The organism is Pelomicrobium sp. P1, assembly GCF_052805615.1.
In genome coordinates, this window is the sequence record NZ_JBRBEM010000005.1 from 41,545 (window position 1) to 64,997 (window position 23,453).

A 23,453-nucleotide genomic window follows, 5' to 3' on the forward strand; every position below is an offset into this window, starting at 1 on the left:
TCAAAAGCTTTTATACGTGCGCGGGTTAGACCCGGTTGCTCATCCTGCGCAACATCGAGTGTCCGCAGAAGGGAAGGGAAGAACCCATATGGAAAACGTAGAGCAGCGCGTCAAAAAGATCGTCGCCGAACAGCTCGGCGTCAACGAGGCGGATATCAAGATGGAGTCCTCCTTCGTCGATGATCTCGGCGCCGATTCCCTAGACACCGTGGAGCTGGTCATGGCGCTCGAGGAGGAGTTCGAGTGCGAAATCCCCGACGAGGAGGCGGAAAAGATCACCACGGTTCAACAGGCCATCGAATACATCAAGTCCCGCCTGAGCTGATTTTCCCGTTTCTCTCAGACTCACCACCGTCCAGGAGCCGCTGTGCGTAACCGCAGGGTCGCCATCACCGGCCTCGGGATCGTTTCCCCGGTGGGAAACACCGTGGACGAAGCCTGGGGCAACATCGTCGCCGGCCGCTCCGGCATTACCCGGATCACGCGCTTCGACGCTTCTCCCTTCGCCAGCCAGATCGCTGGGGAGGTCAGGGGCCTCGACGTGACCAAGTACCTCTCGCCCAAGGAGGCGCGGCGCATGGATCTGTTCATCCATTACGGCATGGCCGCCGCCATCCAGGCGATCCAGGACGCGGGGATAGAGGTCACCGAGGAGAACGCGGAGCGCGTTGGCGTCAACATCGGTTCCGGCATCGGGGGGCTGCCCCTCATCGAATCCACCCACACCGAGATGCTCGCCTCGGGGCCGCGGAAGATCTCTCCGTTCTTCATCCCGGCGGCCATCATCAACATGGTGGCGGGCAACCTGTCCATCATGTACGGATTCAAGGGCCCGAACTTGGCCATGGTGACGGCTTGCACCACCGCCACTCACTGCATCGGGGACTCGGCCCGGCTGATCGAGTACGGGGACGCGGACGTGATGATCGCGGGCGGTTCCGAATCCACGATTTGTCCGCTGGGGGTCGGCGGCTTCGCCGCCGCGCGCGCCTTGAGCACGCGCAACGACGACCCGGCCGGTGCCAGCCGTCCGTGGGACAAGGAACGGGACGGCTTCGTCCTGGGCGAGGGCGCAGGCGTCCTGGTGCTGGAGGAAATGGAGCACGCGAAAGCCCGCGGAGCGCGCATCTATGCGGAGCTTTCGGGTTTCGGAATGAGCGCCGACGCCCACCATATGACCGCCCCGTGCGAAGATGGAGAGGGGGCAGCACGATGCATGCTGAACGCCATGCGCAACGCCCGGGTAGGCCCCCAGGACGTGGACTACATCAACGCCCACGGGACCTCGACGCCCCTCGGAGACATCGCGGAGACCGTGGCGATCAAGCGGGCCCTGGGCGAAGAGGCGAAGCGCGTCGCGGTGAGCTCCACCAAGTCCATGACGGGACACCTGCTCGGCGCCGCCGGCGGCGTCGAGGCGGTATTTTCGGCCTTGGCGGTGTACCACCAGGTCGCTCCCCCGACTATCAACCTGCACCAGGTGGACCCCGAGTGCGACCTGGACTATGTGCCGAACGTGGCCCGGGAGATGCGCATCCGGGTGGCCCTCTCCAACTCCTTCGGCTTCGGCGGCACCAACGGTACCCTGGTCTTCTCCCGGGTCTGACCGGACCCGGGCTCGAGCCCGCCGGGATCCCCGATTCCCTGACCGGGGGAAAGCGATGCAGGGCTTCTACCTGGTAAACGGTCACGAAGCCGGGGGCGTCGATCCCTCGGATCGAGGGCTAGCCTACGGCGATGGGGTGTTCCGCACCCTGCGCTTACGGAACGGCATGCCCCTCGAGTGGTCTTGGCAGCACTGCCGGCTTGCCCGGGACTGCGCTGCGCTGGGCATCGAATGTCCGGGGGAAAAGGTGTTGCTGGAGGAATTGCGCCGTCTCGCCCTCCGCTTCCCGGACGGGGTGGGCAAGATCGTGGTCACCCGAGGGCCCGGGGCGCGAGGGTATGGGCCTTACCCGGCGGGCTCCCCCACCCGGATCGTCAGCGTCGGCCCCTCGCCGGTCTATCCCGCTTCCTACAGGGAGGAGGGGGTGCAAGTGCGGGTGTGCGCATTGCGCCTGGCCTGCCAACCCCGCCTGGCGGGAATCAAGCATCTTAACCGACTGGAAAACGTCCTCGCCCGGGGGGAATGGCGGGATTCCGCCGTGGCGGAAGGGCTGCTCCTGGACGATGGGGGACGGGTGGTGGAAGGCACCATGAGCAACCTGTTCTGCGTGCTCCATGGTCGCCTGGTGACCCCCGATCTCAGCCGTTGCGGGGTCGAAGGAGTGCAACGGGAGCGGATCATGGCGTTTGCCCGTGCCGCGGGCATCCCCCTCGAAGTGCGGGATCTGACCCTGGACGAACTGCTCACCGCGGAGGAAGCTTTTCTCGTAAACAGCGTCATCCGGCTGTGGCCCATCGCGACCCTGGAGAATCGGACATGGAAGCCCGGAGCGCTTACCCGGCGCATCCAGGCGGAGGTGTTCAGCGATGGGTAGGCGTGGTCTGCGGCTCGGCGCATGGCTCCTCGGGGGTGTCCTCCTGATCCTCTGCGCCGCAACGGCCTGGATGGGGGCACGCCTGTTCCTGCCGGCCGAGCTGGCCCGCCCCCCCCAGGAGTTCGAAGTGCGCCCTGGGGCAAGCTTGCGCACCGTTGCCAGGGAATTGGCCGCGGCGGGGCTTGTGCCGGACGCTCTAAGCTTCGTTACGCTGGCGCGCCTGCTCGGCCGGGAGGGCAGCATCAAGGCCGGAAGCTACGAGTTCAGCTCCCCCGTCTCGGCGTGGGAGGTGCTGCAACGGCTCACCCGCGGCGATGTTGCCCTGGCGGAGATCACCATCATCGAGGGCTGGAGCTTCAAGCAGCTCAGGAAGGCGCTGGACGAGCATCCCGGGCTGCGCCACGATACCGCAGGCCGTTCCGAAGCGGAAATACTGGCGGCGGTGGGCGCAACGGAGGCTTCTGCCGAAGGGCTGTTTTTTCCCGACACGTACTACTTCTCCAAGGGTTCGAGCGACGTCCAGATCCTCAAGCGGGCCTATCACACCATGCAGCGGCACCTGGAACGGGTCTGGGCCTCCCGGGCACCAGGCCTGGCCGTCTCCAGCCCTTACGAGGCCCTCATTCTCGCTTCCATCATCGAAAAGGAAACGGGGGCGGAAGCCGACCGGTCCATGGTCTCGGGGGTTTTCCACAATCGCCTGCGGCTGGGCATGCGGCTCCAGAGCGATCCGACCGTGATCTACGGCATGGGTGAGGCCTTCGACGGGAACCTGCGCAAGAGGGATCTTTCCAGCGATCACGATTACAACACCTACACCCGGCCGGGGCTTCCACCGACGCCCATCGCGCTTCCCGGCCTCGCTTCGCTGGAGGCTGCCGTCCGGCCGGCTCAGACCCGGGCGCTCTATTTCGTCTCCCGGGGCGACGGCACCTCGGAATTCTCCGAGACCCTGGCCGACCACAACCGGGCTGTCAACCGGTATCAGAAACCACGATGAAGCGCCAGCGCTCGGCGTTATTGGGAAAGGGAATGGGTATAGTGAGCGCGTGGGGGAAATTCATCACCCTGGAAGGAATCGACGGAGCGGGGAAGAGCACCCACATGGATTGGATCCGGGATTTCCTCCAGGGCCGGGGGGTGCCGGTGGTCATGACCCGGGAGCCGGGGGGCACACCCCTGGGCGAGGCGTTGCGGGAGGTGATCCTGCACCAGCCCATGGCAGCGGAAACCGAAACCCTGCTCGTCTTCGCCGCCCGATGGGAGCACCTCGTCCGGGTCATCCGCCCGGCCCTGGCGACAGGCCGTTGGGTGGTCTCCGATCGGTTCACCGATGCCACTTTCGCCTATCAGGGCGGAGGCAGGGGGGTGGCCGACGAGAAGCTAGCGGCGCTGGAAGCCTGGGTTCACCCGGACTTTCAACCGGACCTCACCCTGCTTTTCGATGCGCCGGAAGCCCTCGCACGGCAAAGACGAGGCGAAGGGCGGAAGAGGGACCGTTTCGAGGGGGAGGAGGAGGCTTTCTTCGCCCGTGTTCGGGAGAAATACCTGGCCCGGGCGCGACGTTACCCGGACCGCATTCGGGTCATCGATGCCACGCGGCCGATCGAGAGTATACAGAAAGAACTCGAAGTCATTCTTTCAAGTCTTGTGAAAAATTGATTTTTCCTTGGCAGGAGAGCTTCTGGAAGGAGTTTCTGGACCGGTACCAGGACCGCTGGCCCCATGGACTCCTTTTCAAGGGCCGGGAGGGGATCGGCAAGCTCCACTTTGCCCGCGCGTTGGCACGCTACCTTCTTTGCGAGAACCGTTCCGGGCAAAAGGCTTGCGGCGCCTGTCCGGGTTGCCATTGGTTCGACCAGGGCAGCCATCCAGATTTTCGCGTGCTTGAGCCCGAGGCAGAGCCGCTCGCCGGGGAGAGCGAGGAGCCGCGCCCGGGCGGCGGCTCCCGCCGACCCAAGCGGCACGTCACCATCGACCAGGTCCGCAGCCTGGAGGGATTCCTGGAGGTCTCTGCCCACCGCCAGGGCTACAAGCTTGTGCTCATCCATCCGGCGGAAGCGCTGAACGCGAGCGCCGCCAACGCTTTGTTGAAAACTCTCGAAGAACCACCGCCCAACGCCCTGTTTTTTCTAATATCGCATCGCCCAAGGCAACTACCTGCGACGGTGCTCAGCCGCTGCATACCAGTCCACCTGCCGGTCCCGGAAACGGCCGCTGCCGCCGGCTGGCTGCGGGACCAAGGGGTGGCCGAGCCGGAGGTCTGGCTGGCGGAGGCGGGGGGAGCGCCGCTACGGGCCGCCCGAGCAATCGACGAGAGCTACTGCTCCCAACGCGCTGAAGTCATCCGGATCCTGTCCTCCCCCACCGCCATCCGGCCGGCGCTGGACGCGGAGCGCCTGGACCGGATCGATCCGCCCCAACTGGTGGAATGGGTGCATAAGTGGGTCTACGACCTGATGACATGGGAGGCCGCGGGCACGGTCCGCTACAATCAGGACGCCGTGGCTGGGATCCGGCGCCTGGCCCCGGCGGCGGATCGGCTCAAGGCCGCCGAGATGGTATCGACCCTGTGCGCCGCCCGCCGGCTGGCGTGGCACCCCCTCAACGCCCGCTCCTTCATTGAGGATCTTCTGCTCACCTATCGCGGTCTGTTCGACCGGGATGCCCTGAAACCGCAAAGCTAACGTGTACGTCGATTCCCACTGCCACCTGGATTTTCCTGAGCTCTCCTCCCGCATCGACGAGGTGTTGGCCCGCATGCGGGAGAACGGGGTCGGCTACGCCCTGTGCATCAGCGTTACCCTGGAGCGGTTTCCCCAAGTGCTGGATCTCGCCGAGCGGTTTTCAAACCTGTATGCCACCGTGGGCGTGCACCCGGACGAGCAGGACGCCCGTACACCGTCCGTTTCCGAGCTCGCGGAAATGGCGGGACATCCCAAAGTGGTGGGGATCGGCGAAACGGGTCTGGATTATTACCGCCTGCAGGGCGATCTGGAATGGCAGCGGGAGCGCTTCCGTATCCACATCCGGGCTGCGCGCCAGTGCGGCCGACCCCTCGTGATCCATACCCGCAACGCCGCGGCGGACACCCTGCGGATCATGAAGGAGGAGGGCGCGGAGAAGGTCGGCGGCGTCATGCACTGCTTTACCGAAAGCTGGGAGGTGGCGCAGGCGGCGCTAAGGCTGGACTTCTACATCTCCTTCTCGGGAATCGTCACGTTCAAGAACGCGGGCGCGCTCAAGGAAGTGGCCCGGCGCGTCCCCCTAAAGCGCCTGCTGATCGAGACGGATTCTCCCTACCTGGCCCCGGTTCCCCACCGGGGTAAAAACAACGAGCCGGCCTACGTGGTCCACGTGGCAGAAGAAATCGCCCGCCTGAAGAATGTACCCGTTCCCCGAATCGAGGAAGCGACGACGGAAAACTTCTTTCGCCTGTTCCGTATCTCTCCATTCCCGGCTGGACAGGCGCCGGAGCGATCATGAAAGCCGCCTGGAAACTGCTGCTGGCTGCATGGCTGCTCGGCACGGACCCCGCCGGAGCGGCTAGCGTCTACGAGGAGCTGCTGGCGGCCACCCAAGCGGGCGAGGTGGCCAAAGTGAATTCCCTCCTGGAACGGGGGGCTTCCGTGGACACGGTGGATGAGCTGGGAACCTCGCTTCTTGGAATCGCGGCCCGGGCGGGACACGAGCAACTGGTGAGCCTGCTCCTTGCCCGGGGCGCGAAGGTGGACCTGCCCAATCGTTTCGGCGATACCCCCATCATGCTGGCGGCGCTCCATGGTCATACCGCCGTGGTCAAGCAGCTTTACGCCCAGGGGGCTCGTATCGACCGCAGAGGCTGGAACCCGTTGATCTACGCCGCTACCGGAGGCCACGCGGAGCTCGTCAAATTGCTTCTCGCGCTGGGAGCAGAGGTCAATTCGTCTTCCGAAAACGGGATGACCGCGCTCATGATGGCGGCTCGGGAAAACCATCCGGATGTCGTCCAAATGCTGCTCGCCCATGGTGCCGATCCAAATCTGCGTAATGACTCCGGACGCGCGGCTTTGGATATCGCGCTGGAAAGGGGTCACGGAAAGATCGTCGATCTGCTCAGGTCACACGGGGCTAAACGTTAGTTAACCTTTTGGGCAGCCCAACGCCTTACACAAGCGGTATGCCATGCCTACACCCGGCGGTCCCGACTCCTCTACGCCTGAGCCGATGTTCGTCCCGGCCCTGCTGTCAGGCCTCGCCGCAAACGGTGTGCCCGGGCCAACACCCGGCGGCGAAATAATTTAACGTAATATACATTATACGCATTATGGTGGCGTCAGCGGCTTGAAGGAAAAGGTTTACGGCAACTGGCACAGAAACTGCCTCGCCAAGAAGGACCTTCCTCCGAACGCAATTTCACTCGATTAGAACACCTACGGCGGATAAACCACATTGGCAGCTGACAACACAACAGCGGCGCAGAACTTGATCTACGATCGGGTTTCCGTCGATCGAGTCGGATTGTTGCTCCGCACGACCCCTTTGGCGGCGCTGGTGAGCTTGTGCAATGCGGCCCTGGTCGTTTATGTGCTATGGGGCAGTCTGCCGAAAATTGCCTTGTTGGGCTGGTTTGCCGCCTTGGCGCTGGCCTTCGTCGTCCGCGCGTCCCTCATGATCGCCTTCAACCGCGTGCGACCCGGTCCCTCTAGAATCGGCCGATGGGAGCGCAGGATCATCGCCGTGATGGGGATCATCGGGCTATGCTGGGGTGTCCTGGGGAGCGCGCTGTTTCCGTTTTCTAATCCGGTTTATCAGGTGCTCGTAGTCTGCACGATCGCGGGCATGTCCGCCGGCGCCTTGATCCCGGCTTCTCCGGTCTATCCCGCCTATGCCGTCTATCTGGCGGGCGCGGTGGCACCCTTGGCGACCACCTTACTGCTGCTTGGCGGAGAAGTGTTCGCACCCATGGGATTTCTCGCCCTGGTCTACCTGACGGCGCTCCTGGTGTTCGGATACCAATCCCATCGGACGCTGGTGGAAAGCCTCTGGCTCAAGTACCAGCGTGACGAGCTCGTTCGCCAGCTCACCGAGGCCCACCGGCAGACCGAGCAGGCGAATCGGCAACTGCAACGGGAAATCGTCGAACGTCGACGCGCCGAAGAGGTGGAGCGCCAAGACAAGCAACGCCTCATGCTGCACGTCTTGAATTCCCCGCTGGCGGTCGTCGAGTGGGACGAGCGGTTTCGCGTGGTCGCCTGGAACCCTTCGGCCGCCAGGGTTTTCGGCTACACCGAGCCCGAAGCGCTCGGTCGCCCTTTGCACGAACTCGTGATCGGCACCCCCGACGCCCAGCAGCGGATGGGCGCCCTGTGGAAGAACCTCGTCTATCGGACCGGCGGTGATCGGGTGGAGCAGGAAAACATCACCAAGGATGGGCGGCAGATCCTGTGCGAGTGGTATAACACGCCCCTCATGGATCATGACGGGCGGATGATAGGGATAGCTTCTCTGGTGCAGGACGTGACCGATCGGCGCTTGCGGGAGGCCGAAATCATCCATAAGGCCTACCACGACCAGCTTACCGGGTTGCCCAACCGTGTTCTGCTTTGCGACCGGCTGGCAGTCAAGCAGGTTCAGGCGCGCCGGCGCAACCTCAAGGTGGCGGTGCTGTTCGTCGACCTGGACGGTTTCAAGCGGGTCAACGACCAGTACGGCCACGAGGCCGGAGATCACGTCCTCAAGTGCCTGGCTGAGCGGTTGAAGAGCCTGGTGCGACAGGAAGATACCGTCGCCCGCTACGGTGGGGACGAATTCGTGGTGGCGTTGTCGGGAGTGTCGAAAGTGGAAGACGCCGAAGCCGTGGCGGCCAAGATCGTGCTGGTGCTTTCCGAACCTGTCACCTATCGGGGAATCCAGCTACGAGTGACGCCGAGCATTGGGATCAGTTTCTACCCCGATCACGGAAATAGCCTCGACGAGCTGTTCAGCACGGCGGATTCCGCCATGTACAAGGCCAAACAGGCCGGCGGCAGCCGCCACTACGTCCTGGCGTTATAGGTGGGGGCGGCTCAATGCAAATCCCCAGGGCTGGGGATCGGGATCTGCACAACGGGTATGCCCTCCTCCGCCAGCGCCTCGGCTTCCTCCCGCTGTGCAGTGCCGCGGATATTCCGTGGCGGGGCTTCCCCGTAATGAATACGCCGCGCTTCTTCTGGAAATCGTTTTCCTACGTCTTCGCACTGATCAAGAATCCGGCTCAGCGCCGCCTTAAGAACCTCCGCAGGACAGAGCGGCTTTTCCGGAAGCCCCGAGGCCGCACCCGCCTTGTCGCCGGTTTTCGTGTTGATGTGGGGGGTCGAAGGCAAGCGCTCGATGTTGCTGCTGTCACCGCAAACGGGACAGCTAATCAATCCCTTTTCTTTCTGGGAAGCGAAGGCTTTCGCACCGGGAAACCATCCCTCGAACCGGTGCCCCAGCACACAGACCAAATCGTAGACGATCATGATCTTAAAATTGCGGTCACATGCCCTTGATCAATTTGACGGCAAGCGTCGCGGGGTCCTTGACCCAGCCATCCATTGCTTCCATTTGGTGCCCGGAGCCGGACTCGAACCGGCACGGGCGAGGCCCGAGGGATTTTAAGTCCCTTGCGTCTACCAGTTTCGCCATCCGGGCAGCCGGAAGCCTTGCCGAATCGCACCGGCACCTCCAGGCTCATGGGCGCCCTGTCGATTCACGCGTTTTTTATTTTAACGTAACTACTTAGGGATTGAGGGGAAACGTTATGCAAAAAAACCGCAGGAGAATGCGCACTGGCTGCAGCAATCGCTCGCTCGCCAGCGCGCCGGGGCATCGAGTGTTCTTGGAGGCGGGGGTCGGAATCGAACCGGCGTCCACGGCTTTGCAGGCATCGGACGTTTTCTTATGTCTCAAGGGCTTGCGCCGTTTTCACTTTCTCAATTGCCGCGATTTTGGCGCTTCTAAGTGATTCTTTTGCCGCGGTTTCCAATCGGGTTGAGAAAGTGGTTTTCGGCAGAATCCGGCCCATTCCGGCCCTGGAAATGACCCTATTCTGCGCTGTTATACTTCCCGCGTGCGCAAACTCTGGTCCGGCGCCGTGTGGGTCGCCGGCATGCTCGGCCTGCTGATGTCGCCCTTCGTCGGGATCCTGATCTTGGCCCTCTGGATCGTCGCGTCCCTGTGGATCGCGGAGAAGCTGGGCGTGCACTTCGTCGCGGTGCTGATCGTCTCCGCTCTGCTGATCGCGGGCGCCAACCTCTTCCTCAACGGCGCCCCGCGCTCGATCTCCTGCCCGCCCGACGACTACCAGTGCACGGTCGCGCCGTCTAGTTACCCCCGCTGACCCGGCGGGGCACCCGGGACTCCTCCAGATAGCGCCCGATCTCCTCGTAGCGGCGCTTCATCTCGTCCCGGTACTCGTCGATCAGCGCTTGCCGCTGCGCCTGGCCGAGGCTGCGGTCCTGGAGCCTGAACCTGAGGCGGATCCTCACCTGTTCCAACTCGTGGGCCATGCGCCGCAGGTTCTGCGCCCGGGTCTTCTCCGGTTCGAGCGCGTAGAGGTTCACCCCCACGGTGCCGAGGATCGCCTGCTCCAGGGTCGCCCGGGGCTGCCCGTACTTGTCGGTGGTGCCGGTCAGCGCCTGGATGAGCTTGCCGCCATACTGCTTGTCCACCAGCCCCGAGGGCGAGACGAAGCCCCGCGAGCTCACGATGGGCGGCATCATCATGTCGTAGAGGTAATTCACCAGCGCCACCGCCTGCCGCGCCGGCGGGTCGCCCGGCTCAATGATGGGCCGGTCGGTGAACGGGTCCAGGCCAGTTTTCACGGCGGTCACCAGGTCGGTGATCGGGCCGCCGAAGAGGCCCACCGTCTGCGGGAGCTTGCCAAACTCCCCGCCGAACGCCTGACCGAGGGCCTCGGTCCACAGGGTCCACGGGAAGAAGTAGCCCAGGTCCACCACCTGGAGCCGCCCCTGATCGTCGCGAAACGGCAGCACGGCCACGTGACCCCGCTCCTGGAGCCAGTCGGGCAGCGCCTTCTTGAGCTTGTCCAGCAGCGTCGATTCGATGCCCAATGCCTTCTTGAGCCTGCCCGGCACCAACGCCTTCGCCGCCTCCTGGGCCCGCTCCAAGAAGTCGTCGTCATCGTCGTCGAAGGCCGCCAGCGCCGCGTAGGCCAGGGCGTAGTAGAGCCCCACCCACGGCAGGAAGCGCTGGGGATGGAGCAGCGCCACCTCCACCAGCCGCGGGAGGACCTTGTAGTGGAAGGTGAAGAACGGCACCCCGATCGGCGCGTTCCGGGCGTAGCGCACGCTCTGCGGCACGAGGGAATAGTCGAACAGCCACTTCTGGGCCTCCAGCGCCGCCTCCCACTCGGTCATGCCCTGGCGCTCCATGGCGTCCATGATCTTCATGGTCTTGCCCAGCGCTTCCATCATCTGGTAGGCGTCACCCGCCGCATCGAGCACCACCGCCGCCGCGTGGCGGATGACCCGGATCGGGTTCCAGCCCCTGGCGCGCCGCTCCAGGTCGAGCAGGTCGCGCTTGATGCGGTAGAGCTCCTGGGTCGAGAACGTGCTCTCGGTCACCCCGTACTTCTTGGCGATCTGCCAGTACTGCCCCCCTTCGGCGATCTGGCGCACGACCCGGAACAGCAGTCCCGGAATCCGCCGCAGCGGCACCCCGGAGAGCTGGAGCAGCACCATGTTGGAGACGAAGTTGCGCACCTGGGCCGGCGGGTTGAGGGAGACCTTGGACGCCTTCCAGAGCTGCGTGAGCTTGGTGCCGATCCCCCCGTAGCCGAAGACGCTCTGGAACCAGGTCGCGTCCTGGGGCAGCAGGTCGTGGATGCCCAGGATGTCGTCGTAGATCTCGCGCCGCACCCACATGCCGCGCAGCCGCCCGTAGCGGGCGGTGTTGGGGATCTGCTTGTACTCCTGGTAGGCGCTGGCGAGCTCCCCCAGCGCCTCGTCGGCGACCTGATCCATGCGATCCGCAGCTGCCCTAGCCTTCTGCGCCGTCTCCGCGTCCTGGTAGTTCGCCTGCTTGCGCAGCCGCGCCGCCTCCACCTTGAGCCAGTAGGCGGAGACCGTGCGGCCCTGCCATTGGACCAGCGACTTCGGCAGGACCCAGTTCTGGTTCTGCGAGATCTCCTCCAGCCAATCGAGCAGCGCCATGTCGCGCATGGGCTTGGCGACGGCGGTGGCCGAGAGGAACCCGGGGTCCGTGATCTCGCCGAGGAGCACCCGGCGGATCTCCTCCGGGATGTCCTTGCGCCGCTTCAGATACCCCATGTCGGAGGGCTTCTTGCCGCTGCCGAGCGCCTTCCAGTCGGCCTCCGAGAGCAGATACTTGAGATAGACGCGGGGCAGGTACGAGCCCCGGTGGGCCTCCCGGGCTTCCTCGGAGAGGAGTCCCCGCGCGACCAGGGCATCGCCCACGCTCTCGATGTAGCGCTTGGTCGCCACCGCCTGCGCCCGCACGGTCTCGTCCTGGATGCCGGTGGGGCTGGCGTCCCGCGTCGTGAGGTAGTCGTAAACCGCCTGCCGGTCGGCCTCCGAGGCCGAGCCGAAGACCTGGCCGATCTTCTTGGCGATTTCGTCCACCCGGGCGATCACGCCCAGCGTCTCGTAGCGCTTGCGCAGATACGCCTGCTTATCCGGGAGCTTCCCCAAGGGGTCCATGGCCGCGTCGAGCCGGCCGATCAGGCGGCGTACCCGGGCACGATAGCCGGGGGCCTGATCGGAGGCGTCCTGGGTGCGGGAGACCCGCGAGAGGCGCGGGCCTAGTGACTCTTTTCGCCCGGCTTCTGCTCGTGGCTCAACAACCGGTAGCTGTCGATCAGCGCTTTCAGATCCCGCTTCTCGTCCGGCGAAAGCTCCTTCTCCGGGCGGGACGGCTCCAGCTCGGCGTTGCGCTCCTTGAGCCGCTCTTTGCGTGTCTTCTTCATGGTCGGCTTCCATTCTAGCACCGCGGGCAGCCAAGTACCGGTCGGCGCTGAGCACCCCGTCCATCTGCACGGCCGGGTCGCTGGAGTAGTTGAGGAACGTGGTGCCCAGCTTGCGCCAGAAGGGCCGCGCGTCTTCCTCCCCTTCGCCCACGGTGATGTCCACGATCCTCAGCTCGGCCCCGGGCTCGTTGGTGGCAAGGATCGCCGCCACCGTCTTCTCGCCCCAGCCTTTGCCCCGCTCTGCGCGCCGGATCTCGATGTTCCAGAGCTCGGTGAAGTTCCCGCTCGCCTTGTCCTGGGAGAGGAGCGCCTGGCCGACCGTCACCGGCTTCCCGGTTCGGGCGGTCGCTGCCATGTCCAGGATGTCGAAGGCGATTCTGCGGGTCTCGGCGTCCTCCTCGCGCACCACCGGGCGCCACAGGGCAATCTCCCGGTTGTGGTACTGGGGCAGCCCGGCCCGGTTGGGCCGCTCCACCATGCGGCGCTCGCGCAACGCGGCATCGGACCGGTTCCGGGACAGCCGGATGCTCGCGACCTGCGGCTCGCCCGTGTCCGGATCGACGGCCTGAGAGACGCCCTCCCCCTTGACAGCGGCCACCATGCGTGCGAATCTTTCATTGACGTCGGGCGGCGGCTGGGACGCGACGGGTTCGTCGCGCCGGAATTGACCGGACACACCAGGGTCCTGGCCTACTACCCCGGCGTTTTCTATTTCCACCGCCTGCACGAGATAGAGGCGCGTGCCTTGTGCGGGAGCCGCGAATTCTTTCGCCATGATCTTCACGCGCAGCACCTCACCATCGAACGGCATCGGCACGTCGAAGTGATGAATGGCACCAACGCTCCTGGCATCTGCCGCTTGCTTTCCTGGCCGGGTCAACCGCTTGGTCGCCAGACGGAAAAGCGTGTCCAGGTTGCCCAGCGCCTGATAGTGGGCCTGGGGCGACACCGAACGCTCGACCACCGACTTGCTCAGCATCTTGGCAAACGATTCGCCTGAGACGGTGGCGACGATGCCGGTCTCCAGATTGGTCATGGGCTTGCCGACCAGCTCGCCCCGTAACGCCTTGACCTGATCGGAGCCGCGCACACGGCGCAGGGTTTTTTCCAGGGCGGCAAGCTCCCAATCCCCGAACCGTGCCTTGAACTGGGGCGTGCGGACCCGGACCCATTGCGCGTAGGCGAGCTTGGTCCTGCCGGCCGCCCGCTCGCGCTCGTAGGCCTCGCGCCCCCCGTAGGCCCGCTCCGTGGCGGCGAACTCGGCCGCGTCGTCCTCCCCGGTCCGGGAAAGGACCATCGTCGCCGATGCGCTGAACAGGTGGGCCGTCGGCGCCGGCTCCCGCGAGTAGCGCAAGGCGCGCGCGACGAGCGCCCGCACCTCGGTGTCGGAGATCCTGAGCCTGAACCCCAGCCGCCGCAGGAAGCGGCGGAAGGCGGCCACCAGCCGCACCCACACGCTGTCGGAAAGGTTCTCACCGCCCAGGTCGGCGAGCGCCTCCTCCACCGCCCGGACCTTGCTGAGATGGCGATCGGCGGCGCGCAGCTGCTCCGCCCGCCGGCGCACGCGGGCGTTCGCCAGGTAGATCTCCATCAGCACGGCATCCAGGGCCTCGCCCAGCAGGGCGCGGAGCCCGCGGTGGGTCGCCTCGTGCAGCAGCACGAACTCGGCGTGGGCCTCGTCCTGCAGGTTCTCGGCGAAGAGATACACGTCGCCGTCGTGGAACGCGCCCGCCGTGTCCTCATCCGCGCCCTGGCGCCGGATCTCGTCGCGCAGCTCGGCGGGCGCGTCCTCGATCCGGGCGAGGACATGGATGTTGGGCCGGTTCTTCCAGGAGCGGGTGCGCGCCTCGACCAGCGCCCGCACGTCCTCCGCGGCCATCCCGAAGACGCTGGCCCGGCCGCGGGAAAACCTTGGCTCGATCCCCCGCGCCCGCAGCGCTTCGGCGAGCTCCCGGCGCATGGCCGGGGTGAGCTCGATGGCCCCGCCCTGGGCCTGGAGCTTGCGTACCACCTCGCTATGCTCGCGCCGCGCCCGCTCCAGCTCCGCTTTCTTGGCGAAGGGCTTGGCGAGCTCGGCCCGCACCCTCTCCAGCTCGGCCAGTTCCTGGCGCTCCCGCTCCTCGATGGCGTCCCGCTCCCGCGGCAGGTGCCCGATGGCGTTGTCCAGCCGCTGGATGAGCCCCGCGGGCTTGAAGTCGTCGCCCTCGGCATAGACGGCGAAGACCTTCCAGCTCTTTCCGTCCAGGCTCCACTCGCCGTAGAGCTCCTTGCCGGTCATCGGCGTGGAGAACCCGAAGTAGAAGCCGCGATAGCGGCCGGCCGCCTCCGCGCTCGCCCCCTTGCCCCGGGCGAGGGCCTTCTTCACCTCCGAGAGCAGGGGCTCCAGGAGCTTCTGCCGGTCGGTGATCCTCTGCCCGCCCACCTCGATGGTGAGCGCCTCCTTGTCCATGGGCGGATGCCGCTCGGCGGTGACGAGCCAGGGTTCCAGCTCCTCCAGGGCCGCCTGCCTGCGCTTGGGGGCCTCGGACAGCCAGCGCTCCTTGCGCTGCAGCTCGAAGTGGACGCGCTGGTAATGGGCCTCTTCGGCCTCCAGCTTCTGCACCTCGTTGCGCAGCTTGATCTCCTCCAGGATGAGGGGATTGCCCGAGGCCGCCGCCTTCATGTCGGCGGCGCTCGCCGCCTCCCCGGCGATGTCGTCGATGGTGCGGGCGGCCTCGTCGGCGTGGCGCAGCTGCTCCACCCCGTTCGCCTTGTGCTCGATGATCTGCCACATCCGCGTGTCGTAGGTCTGGCGGGTGGCGTAGCGGTGCTCCTCCAGGGCGAAGCCCTCGGGGTCCCGCTCGTAGAGCTTGTTGCCCTGGCGGAAGCCGCGGCCGTTGCGCTGCTCCAGGTCCGAAGGCCGCCACGGGGCGTCCAAATGGTGGATCGCCACCAGCCGCTCCTGCACGTTCATGCCCGCGCCCATCTTCTCGGTGGAGCCCATCAGGACGCGGATCTCCCCCGCGTTCATGGCCTTGAAGAGCTTCGCCTTCTTCTCCGCCGTGTCGTAGTCGTGAATGAAGGCGATCTCCTTTTCGGGGATGCCCTTGGCGATCAGCTTCGCCTTCACGTCGTCGTAGACCGAGTGGCGCGACTGCAGCGCCAGGAGCTGATCCACGCTGACCTTCTGCTCCTCCTCCTGGGGCGCCTCTTCCTGCTCGCGCTCCTCGTGCGCAGACTCCAGGGAGTCGGTGTCTTCCTTGGCCTGCTGCTGGGCGAGCTCGCGAGCGAGCTTCGAGCGCGCGGAGTTGGGGATGGAGAGGTCGCAGAAAATGAGCTGGGTGCCCCGGTCGGCGCTCCACTCCCGGTGGATGCGCACCACCTCGTCCACGGCCAGGTTGATCTTGGAGCCGGGGAAGTCCGGGGCGTTGGGGTCGATCAACCGGTAGTCCAGGCCCGCCTTGCGCGCCTCGTTGGTGATGGAAAGCGCGTTGACCTTGCCGTCCGTCTCCTTGGTGAGCCGCTTGAGGTTTTCGAACTTCCAGAGGATCGAGCCCGTGTTGTAGGCCACCACCGGCTCGGACAGCAGCCGCACTCGCTCGGCCTCCGCCTCCTGGGGGCTTTCAAAAGGTCCGGCCATCACCCCTTTGCCCGGCGTCGCCACATAGAGGCCGGGCTTGCGCTCCCCTTGGGGCGGCTTCGGCAGCTCCTCCGCCGGCAGCACTTGGAGCGCGTCGTGCTTGAAGACGATCTTGCCGTCCCTGCGCTCGAACTCGGGTTCCCCGAAGAAGCGCACCTGCTCCGGGCTGCGCTCGGCCACATGCAGGATGGGCTTGCCGCTTTTGGGCTTGGGCACCGGCCAGCGCTTGCCCTGCTTCCTCGCCTGGGCCTGCAGGTCCTTCATCGTGATCACGTCGGCGAAGGACTTGTACAGGCCCATGAGCTCCGGCAGGTTCACGAACCTGGCGAAGCGGGTGGCCAGGCGGTAGCCGTTGCCGGAGGGGTGGACTTCGTACACCTGCTGCACGTCGCCATAGACCCGGGCCCAGGAGTCGAGCAGGTGGATGTTGCGGCGCTTCAGCTCCCCGTACTGGAGGTAGCGCTGCATGGTGAACATCTCCACCAGGGAATTGGACACCGGGGTGCCGGTGGCGAAGACCACCACGCCGCGCTCGGCGAAGCGCTCCTGCAGGTAGCGCACCTTCACGAACATGTCGAAGGCGCGGCCAGAGCCGGTCGGGTTGCCGAGCCCCGCCACGTTCTGCATGGAGGAGAAGTAGAAGAGGTTCTTGAAGAGGTGCGCCTCGTCCACCGCCAGGGCGTCCGCCCCCAGCTCGTCGAAGGTGACCACCCGGTCCTTCTTCCCGGACTTGTCCTTGAGCTTTTTCACCTTCCGCTCAAGCCGCTCCTTGATCCGCTCCATGTCCCGGATCACGTTGCGATCGCCCCGCTCCCGCTTCATCTGCTCGATGGCGCCGGTCAAGTCCCCCAGCATCTCGCCCAGGATCCGCTGCTCGGTCTCGGGCGGCATGCCGATCTTCTTGAACGAGGAGTGGGGCACGATTACCGCGTCCCAGTCGCCCGTGGCGATGCGGGCGAACAGCCGCTGGCGGTTTGCCTGCTCGAAATCCTTCTCCACCGCGGCGAGCACGTTGGCGTTGGGGTAGAGCCTGTAGAACTCGTCCCGCCACTGCCGCACCAGGTAATTGGGCACGGTGAGGATGGGCTTGCGGATGACCCCCAGCCGGCGCAGCTCCATGAGGGCGCCGATGATCGTATAGGTCTTGCCCGCCCCCACCACGTGGTCGAGCAGCGTCGTGCGGTCCTGGATGACGCGCCAGATGGCGTCCTTCTGGTGGGGGCGCAGCTCGATCGCCGGGTTCATGCCCGGCAGCCTCAGGTGCGAGCCGTCGAAGGTGCGCGGGCGGTGCGTGTTGTAGGTGTCGTTGTAGATGCGCACCAGCCGCTCGCGCCGGGCGGGGTCCTGCCACACCCAGTCCTTGAAGGCCCGCAGGATGTCCTCGGCCTTGCCCTGGGCGGCCCGGGTCTCCTCCTCGTTGACCACGTAGTTCGGCTCGTCCCTCGTGCCGATATTGTCCTTGACCTCGATCTTGCGCAGGTTGAGCAGCGCCTCGATCAACTGGTCCGCCGGCATCCGCTGGGTGCCCCAGGTGGACGTGCGCGCCGTGTCGCTGCCGCCCGGCGCCCGGAACGACCAGCGGCCCACCGCCGGGACGAAGGAGACCACCGCCCGGCCGCCCAGCAGGTGTTCGGCAAACGCCTCCACCACGTCCGCCGGCACCCAGGGGCTTCCCAGCCGCACGCTGATGTCCAGCGCGTCCACGTCGGGCGGCTGCACCTTCTCCAGGGCCTCGACGTTTTCCTTGAACCGGGGATCCCGCTCCGCCGCGGCCTTCGCCTGGGCGAGCTTCGCCTTCACGTTGCCGGTGAGATACTGGTCGGCGCTCTCCCACCCGCCCTCCGGGTTCTCGTAGATCAGGCCCTTGAGCTCGCGAGTCAGGGTCTGCGGATCGGTGCCGGTGATCTGGCTCATGTAGGCGAGATCCACGCCCCCGCGCTCGTTCAAGGAGGCGACCAAGGCGTCCTGGGGGCTCTCCGCATGGGCGACGCGGCTATAGGGCTGGAGCACCCGCTTGCGGAAGATGTCGGCCTTATCCGCGCTCGGCGGCTTGGGTTCCAGCCCGCGCTTCCTGGCGAGCTCGCGGGAGAGGCCCGGATCGTAGCCGGGCTCCAGGGATTCCAGCAGCGGCAGGTCCGGGTCCTCCTGGAAGGCGCGCCGGTTCGCCAGCGCGTTGATGAAGCCGTACTTGCGGACGAAACGATCGTAGGTCTCGTTGAGCTGCCGCCGCAGCTTCCCGAGCTCCGCCTCCGTGGAGTCCTCGGCGAGTTCCGCGCGCATGAGCCGGCGCAGCGCGTCGCGCACCTGCACCAGCCCCTTCACCCGCTCCGCCCCCATCTCCGAGGCCAGCTCGATCCGCTCGAATCGGCGCTTGCCCAGCGCGTCCTCCAGGCGGCGCGCGATGGCCCCGTCGGGCAGGAGGAAATAGCCCCCCACCTTCACGTCCTCGGGGACGAGTCCATCGGTATCGACCAGCACCTCCACCCGCTTCGCCGGCGGGGCGTAGCGCTTCTCCGGCAGGCGCTCGACGAACCGCGCCAGGCGCGGCTCGAAGCCTTCGCCTTCCGGCAGCACGGTGTACTCGCCCGCGCGGTACAGGCTGCCCGCGAGGCTTTCCCGGCCCAGCACGTGCTGGGGGTTCTCGCTGTAGTAGCGGCTGCGGGTGACCGTCTGGCGCCCGCCGTCTCCTGTCTCCAGGTCCACCTCCGCTACCTGGACCCAGGGCTCCCGGGCGGCCTCCTCCGGGGAGAGGGGCTTTTCGCGCTTCTGGAAGAAGAGCACGTCGGTGACCACCTCGGTGCCGGCGTTGCCCTTGAACGCCGTGTTGGGCAGGCGCACGGCGCCGATCAGCTCGGCCCGCTGGGCGATCCATGTGCGCGCAGCCGCGTCCTGGGCGTCCAGGAAGTAGCGCGACACCACCATGCCCATGAGGGCGCCCGGGCGCAGCTTCTCCAGGGTCTTGGCGAAAAAGAAGTTGTGGATCGAGAACTTGGAGAGGTCGGGGTGATTGCGGTCGTAGAGCTGCTGGTTGCCGAAGGGGGGATTGCCCACGGCCACGTCGAAATAGCCGTCCGGGATCGCCACATCCTGGAAGCCCACGGGCGTGGCGATGTCCGCCTTCTGGTAGAGCTGGCGCGCGATTTTGCCTGTAATGGGATCGAGTTCCACCCCGAAGAGTGTGCTCCTCGCACGGATCTCGCCGGGCATCAGGCCGAAGAAGTGACCGACTCCCATGGCGGGCTCCAGCACCCGCCCACCATCGAAGCCCATGCGCTCCATCGCTCGCCAGAGGGCGCGCACCACGGGGACGGAGGTGTAGTGGGCGTCCAGGATGGAGCGCCGCGCCCGCTCGTACTCCTCTTCCGTCAGGAGCTCCTTGAGCTCGGTGTGCTCCCTGGCCCACTCCCGGTTCTCCGGGTCGAACACCCCCTTGAGCCCGCCCCAGCCCACGTAGCGGACCAGGACCCGCTGCTCCTTCGGGGACGCGCGCCGACCTTCCGCCTCCAGCGCCTTCAGCAGCCGGATCGCGGCGATGTTATCGCGGTACTTGGCTTTGGGGCCGCCCTCGCCGATGCGGTCGGCATCGGTGATGGCGTAGTCGGTGGGCGGGTTTACGCGGGAGGAGCCGGGTCGATCCCGTACAGCGCCATGATCTCGTGGTCCGCGAGATGGCTGTTCTCGCCCCCCCTCCGCGCCTCGCCGAGCAGGCTCGCCTCCCGCTCGGCTTGCTCCTCCAGGCGAGCGAGGAGCAGACCCTTCGCTTCGAGCGTCTGGGTCTCCTTCGGCCAGCCCAGCGTCCAGCGGTCCGCGATCTTCTCCGCGGTCGGGCCGAGCCGCTCGATCCCCTTGATCGTCTCGGGCTTGAGCACGTGGTGGGCGTTGAGCATCGCGGTCTTCTCCTGATTCTATTGTAGCAGACCCGAACAGGGCACTCTGGCCTGCCGCCGCCTGCTGGTCGGCCTCCCGGTCGGAGCCGGTGAGCCGGAAATTCTCCCGTTCACGGTCTGCTTGGGCCCTCAGGTCTTCCTGGCGTTCGTCCTCCGCTCGCTGCCGCTCTGCGGCGTCCCGCTCGTCCTGGCGTCGCTTGAGCTCGTCCAGGGTGTAGGATTCGAGGATTGGCGACGCCTCCGCGCGATCGCGATCCCGGCCCGCGCCAGCTTCTTGACCCTGCTCTCGTTCATTGATCAGCTCCTCGATGGCGCGCATGAAGGCCGCGTCGTCCCCTTCATGCTGCACGGCCAGCCGCTCCACCGCGGCCTCGTCGATCGCCGCGGCCCGCGCCACCAGCTCCGCGTCGATCAGGTTCTCCTCGGTGGCCTCTAGCCCCTCCGCCTCCAGGATCTCGGGGACGAAGGGCTCCTCTGGCAACAGCCCGGCGTCCCGGGCCAGGGCCTCCTCGCGACGGTGGATCGACCAGTGCCTGCGGATATCATCCCATTCGTCCCGGATCTTGTCACGCAGCGCCTGGACGCCCCCGTCCACGTCCTCCAGCTCCTCCCGGGTGAGGTAGCCGTACTGACCCAACTGGCTCGCCATGTCGTCGAGCGAGAGCCCGTCTCTGCGGAACAGGGCCCCCACGAAGGGCACTTGACGGTTTCCCCGGGCGTCGCCCGTGATGTCCAGGCGCGCGTCCATCGTGATCCCGCCCAGCTTGATGGCGGCCGGGATGATGGAATCGGTCTGCGGATCGATCCGCTTCCTCGCCGCCGCCTTCCTCTTCAGGCGCTCCCGGACGGCAAGCTGCTTCTCGGACGGGCCTTTGGCTTTCGCTGGCGCCGCCTGGGCCTCCAGCTCGGCCTCGGTCTCCATGCCGCTCGCGTCGAACCCGGGCCAGTTGCGCACGGCCAGATACCACGCTTTCAAGTACGGGCGCACCGCCTCGCCCAGATCCTCCACCATCCTGGCCGCGTAGTCGGCGAACTTCCGGGCCCCTCCTTCGATGTAGTAGCCCGCCAGCTCGATGCCCGCCTGCATCATCTCGGGGTCGAGGCCCGTGTTGAGCTGGCCGAGCTTTCTCTTGAGGATCTCCCGCGCCCGCTCGGCCCGCTCCCGGGTGAAGACCTTGTTTGCGGCGCCGAAAGCGGGCACTTCTGCTTGCACCTTGATCAGGTTGCCGGATTTGACCAGCCGCGTGACCTCAAACGCTCTGAGGAAGGTGCCGCTACCGCTGTCCCTCTTGAAATGGGCGGAGTCTTTGGTGAACGTGACCGTGTATTCGGTACCGCCGCTCAGGTAGTCGAAGTCCTTGAGTAGGCGAACCCGCCCGCCGTCTTCCAGGCCGAGGCTCTTCGCCCACTGCGGCACTTCGGCGGGTCGCTTCGGAGGTTTCGGTCTGGCGGTCTGTTCTTGCGTTTCGGCTACCTCGGCTTGATCCCCCGCCGGGCGAGCTCGGCCGCGCTCGTCCGGTGCTTGCTGCTGAGCTTGGGCTCCCCGGGTTTTCGGGTCTTGTTGTAGGTCCGGGCCGCGATCGCCTTGGCCTTCTTCACGCTCACCCCGCGCTTGATCAGGCTGTCCCTGATCGCTTCGTACCGTGCCGGCATCGCGGCCTCCTTCCTTTCTGGACTTGCGCTGCCCCGGTTTCCGCTCCTCCGCCCGCCCCGTCTCGATCTTGGGGGCGCGACCGAGCGCTTTCCCCTCCCGGAGGGCCGGCTTGATGAAGGCCTCGGCGGCCTCCCGGCCAAAGGCCATGGCGTATTCGCTGGCGATGCCGTCGGCCAGCGCTCGGACCCTCTTGAGCTCTTCCCGGAGCTGCTTGCGCCGCTTGTCGGTGAGCGTTTCGTCTTTCAGGGACCGCTCGATGGCCTGGGCCGCGGCGGTGGTGTTCACGAGATCGCGCCGGACCTCGTCGTGGAAGGCTTTGAGGCGCGCCGGGTCCGCCTCCCCATCCTCGCCTGTGAGATCGCCGTAATAGGCAGAGTCCTCCGCGGGCACCGGGAAAGTGGTCTGGAAATCCCACTGGGCCCTGAGCGCTTCGACCGGCCTGCGCGTGTCGCCTTCCTTGAGCCAGCGCTTGAACGCTTCCAGCGGCATGGCCACCACGCTCCCGCGCCGCTTCGGCCCGGAGCCGTCGGAGAAGTGGGCGTCGTAGAGCGCTTGCGCCTCTGCCTGGTTCTCGGCGCCCAGCACCACCTTGTGCTCGTCGAAGCGGCCGGTCTCGGGATCGACCTGATTGACCACGAACACCGGCCCGGCGAAGTCCTCAGGGGTGCCGGGCTTCACGTAGACGTCCACCTGATCCCCGTCCTTGCCCTCGGTGCGGCGGATGTAGCCGTAGTGGGCCCGCATCGTCACCGACCAGGGGTTTCCTTCTGGATCGGTGCCGGAGCGCTGGGACCCTTCCGGGTTTTCCACGGAGATGTCGAGCCCTGCGACTCTGAGGCGGCCTTTCGGGTAATTGCCCGCCTCCTTCTGGGCGTCGGTGGGCTCGGGCAGCTCGTTCCGGGGGCTGGTCGCCGCCCGATGGGCCATCACGTCGAGGGGACCGAAGCCTGGGCCCGCCTGGACCGGGATGGGGGCGCCGCTCACCGTGGCGCCGGGTTGCTCGTGCGGGGCGGCTGCCGCTGCTCCCGTATCGGGTTTGGGTACGGTCGCACCTTTTTTGAGCACGTCCTCGGCAGAAACCGGCTCGACCCGGGGCTTGACGCCCTTCTTGGCTTGATCGGCGGGCTTGGTCTCAGTGCGCTCGGCGGGCGCCAGCGCAACAGCCACCCCGTGGGGGGTTCCCATCACGCCGCCGGCGGCCGCCCCGATGATGGCCGCTTCCTTCACGCCATCGTCCCACTTCACCCGCTCGTCGCCACCGATGTAGCGCCGCGAGAGGTTCTGGGTGATCTGGGCGAACACCTCCTCGGCCGATTCCACCCCCGCCTGCGCTCCGATGGCGGTGGCCCCCTTCACTGTGAGGCCCGCCGCGCGCAGGGCCTTGCCGAGGAACCCGGCCGCCTTCTCTGGCGGCAGGGCCTTCACCCACTTGTGGATCTTGGCGAAGGCCTCCAGCGGCAAGCGCTCGGAGAGCACCTCCAGCGCCCCTTCCGTCCAGGCGGTCGCCATGGCCCGATCCGGATCGAGCTTCTCGCGCAGGCTCTCGTCGTAGGCTTGACCGGCGGAGCCCGCCCCCAGGGTCATGAGATAGGCCGTGGCGAGCCGGGGCACGAAGGCGGCGGTCAAGAACCCGGCGATCTGAGGGGCCTGCTCGGCGAGGTGATAGCCGAGCCACAGCGCCCGCTCCCCCTCCTTGAGGTCGTCCCAGCGCTTCTGCGCCACCTTCGGGGCGGGCATCATGTCGGTCACGCCCTCCAGCGGGCCGCGCTCCAGGCGCGGGGCCGGGCCGAGCCGGGTGCCGGTGAACTGAAGGATGGGGTTGACCGCCAGGCGATTGCCCGCAGAGTTCATTTCACCGCCCGCT

General features: G+C 66.4%; 12 protein-coding genes and 1 tRNA gene. 10 read left to right on the top strand and 3 right to left on the bottom strand.

Going from position 1 to position 23,453, the window contains the following annotated elements; all coding sequences use genetic code 11:
- Window positions 1-88: 88 nt before the first annotated feature.
- The 9 genes from acpP (at window position 89) to ACUVYZ_RS06695 (ending at window position 8,516) form a co-directional block, all read left to right on the top strand.
- Window positions 89-325: an acyl carrier protein gene (gene acpP / locus ACUVYZ_RS06655; RefSeq protein WP_333839287.1), complete on the top strand. Its 237-nt coding sequence runs from the start codon at window positions 89-91 to the stop codon at window positions 323-325.
- 42 nt (window positions 326-367) lie between these two features.
- On the top strand, window positions 368-1,606 hold the full coding sequence (fabF, locus tag ACUVYZ_RS06660; RefSeq protein ID WP_439933739.1) for a beta-ketoacyl-ACP synthase II: 1,239 nt from the start codon (window positions 368-370) through the stop codon (window positions 1,604-1,606).
- A gap of 55 nt (window positions 1,607-1,661) precedes the next feature.
- On the top strand, window positions 1,662-2,480 hold the full coding sequence (gene pabC / locus ACUVYZ_RS06665; RefSeq protein WP_439933738.1) for an aminodeoxychorismate lyase: 819 nt from the start codon (window positions 1,662-1,664) through the stop codon (window positions 2,478-2,480).
- On the top strand, window positions 2,473-3,480 hold the full coding sequence (mltG, locus tag ACUVYZ_RS06670) for an endolytic transglycosylase MltG (protein WP_439933737.1): 1,008 nt from the start codon (window positions 2,473-2,475) through the stop codon (window positions 3,478-3,480). The genes pabC and mltG overlap by 8 nt, the downstream gene beginning before the upstream one ends.
- A gap of 32 nt (window positions 3,481-3,512) precedes the next feature.
- Window positions 3,513-4,142, top strand: a complete 630-nt coding sequence (tmk, locus tag ACUVYZ_RS06675) for a dTMP kinase (protein ID WP_439933736.1) — start codon at window positions 3,513-3,515, stop codon at window positions 4,140-4,142.
- Complete coding sequence (gene holB / locus ACUVYZ_RS06680) at window positions 4,139-5,167, top strand: DNA polymerase III subunit delta' (protein ID WP_439933735.1); 1,029 nt, start codon at window positions 4,139-4,141, stop codon at window positions 5,165-5,167. The genes tmk and holB overlap by 4 nt, the downstream gene beginning before the upstream one ends.
- A gap of 1 nt (window position 5,168) precedes the next feature.
- Entirely contained in the window at window positions 5,169-5,966 is a 798-nt protein-coding gene (locus ACUVYZ_RS06685; protein WP_439933734.1) for a TatD family hydrolase, read from the top strand.
- Window positions 5,963-6,601: an ankyrin repeat domain-containing protein gene (locus ACUVYZ_RS06690; protein WP_439933733.1), complete on the top strand. Its 639-nt coding sequence runs from the start codon at window positions 5,963-5,965 to the stop codon at window positions 6,599-6,601. Before ACUVYZ_RS06685 ends, ACUVYZ_RS06690 begins: the two co-directional genes overlap by 4 nt.
- A 310-nt stretch (window positions 6,602-6,911) precedes the next feature.
- The gene (locus tag ACUVYZ_RS06695; RefSeq protein ID WP_439933732.1) at window positions 6,912-8,516 is read left to right on the top strand and encodes a diguanylate cyclase domain-containing protein; all 1,605 of its coding nucleotides are present in this window, start codon (window positions 6,912-6,914) and stop codon (window positions 8,514-8,516) included.
- An 11-nt stretch (window positions 8,517-8,527) separates the two neighbouring features.
- Here the strand turns inward: ACUVYZ_RS06695 and ACUVYZ_RS06700 are convergent, their stop codons facing one another.
- Window positions 8,528-8,962, bottom strand: a complete 435-nt coding sequence (locus tag ACUVYZ_RS06700) for a DUF1178 family protein (protein WP_439933731.1) — start codon at window positions 8,960-8,962, stop codon at window positions 8,528-8,530.
- Between the two features lie 86 nt (window positions 8,963-9,048).
- Window positions 9,049-9,134: transfer RNA gene (locus ACUVYZ_RS06705), tRNA-Leu, on the bottom strand.
- A gap of 457 nt (window positions 9,135-9,591) precedes the next feature.
- On the opposite strand from ACUVYZ_RS06705, the gene ACUVYZ_RS06710 reads away from it, so the two are divergent.
- Window positions 9,592-9,822, top strand: a complete 231-nt coding sequence (locus tag ACUVYZ_RS06710) for a hypothetical protein (protein WP_439933730.1) — start codon at window positions 9,592-9,594, stop codon at window positions 9,820-9,822.
- Here ACUVYZ_RS06710 and ACUVYZ_RS06715 read toward each other — a convergent pair.
- On the bottom strand, window positions 9,806-23,440 hold the full coding sequence (locus ACUVYZ_RS06715; RefSeq protein ID WP_439933729.1) for an LPD3 domain-containing protein: 13,635 nt from the start codon (window positions 23,438-23,440) through the stop codon (window positions 9,806-9,808). The genes ACUVYZ_RS06710 and ACUVYZ_RS06715 overlap by 17 nt on opposite strands.
- Window positions 23,441-23,453: the final 13 nt, after the last annotated feature.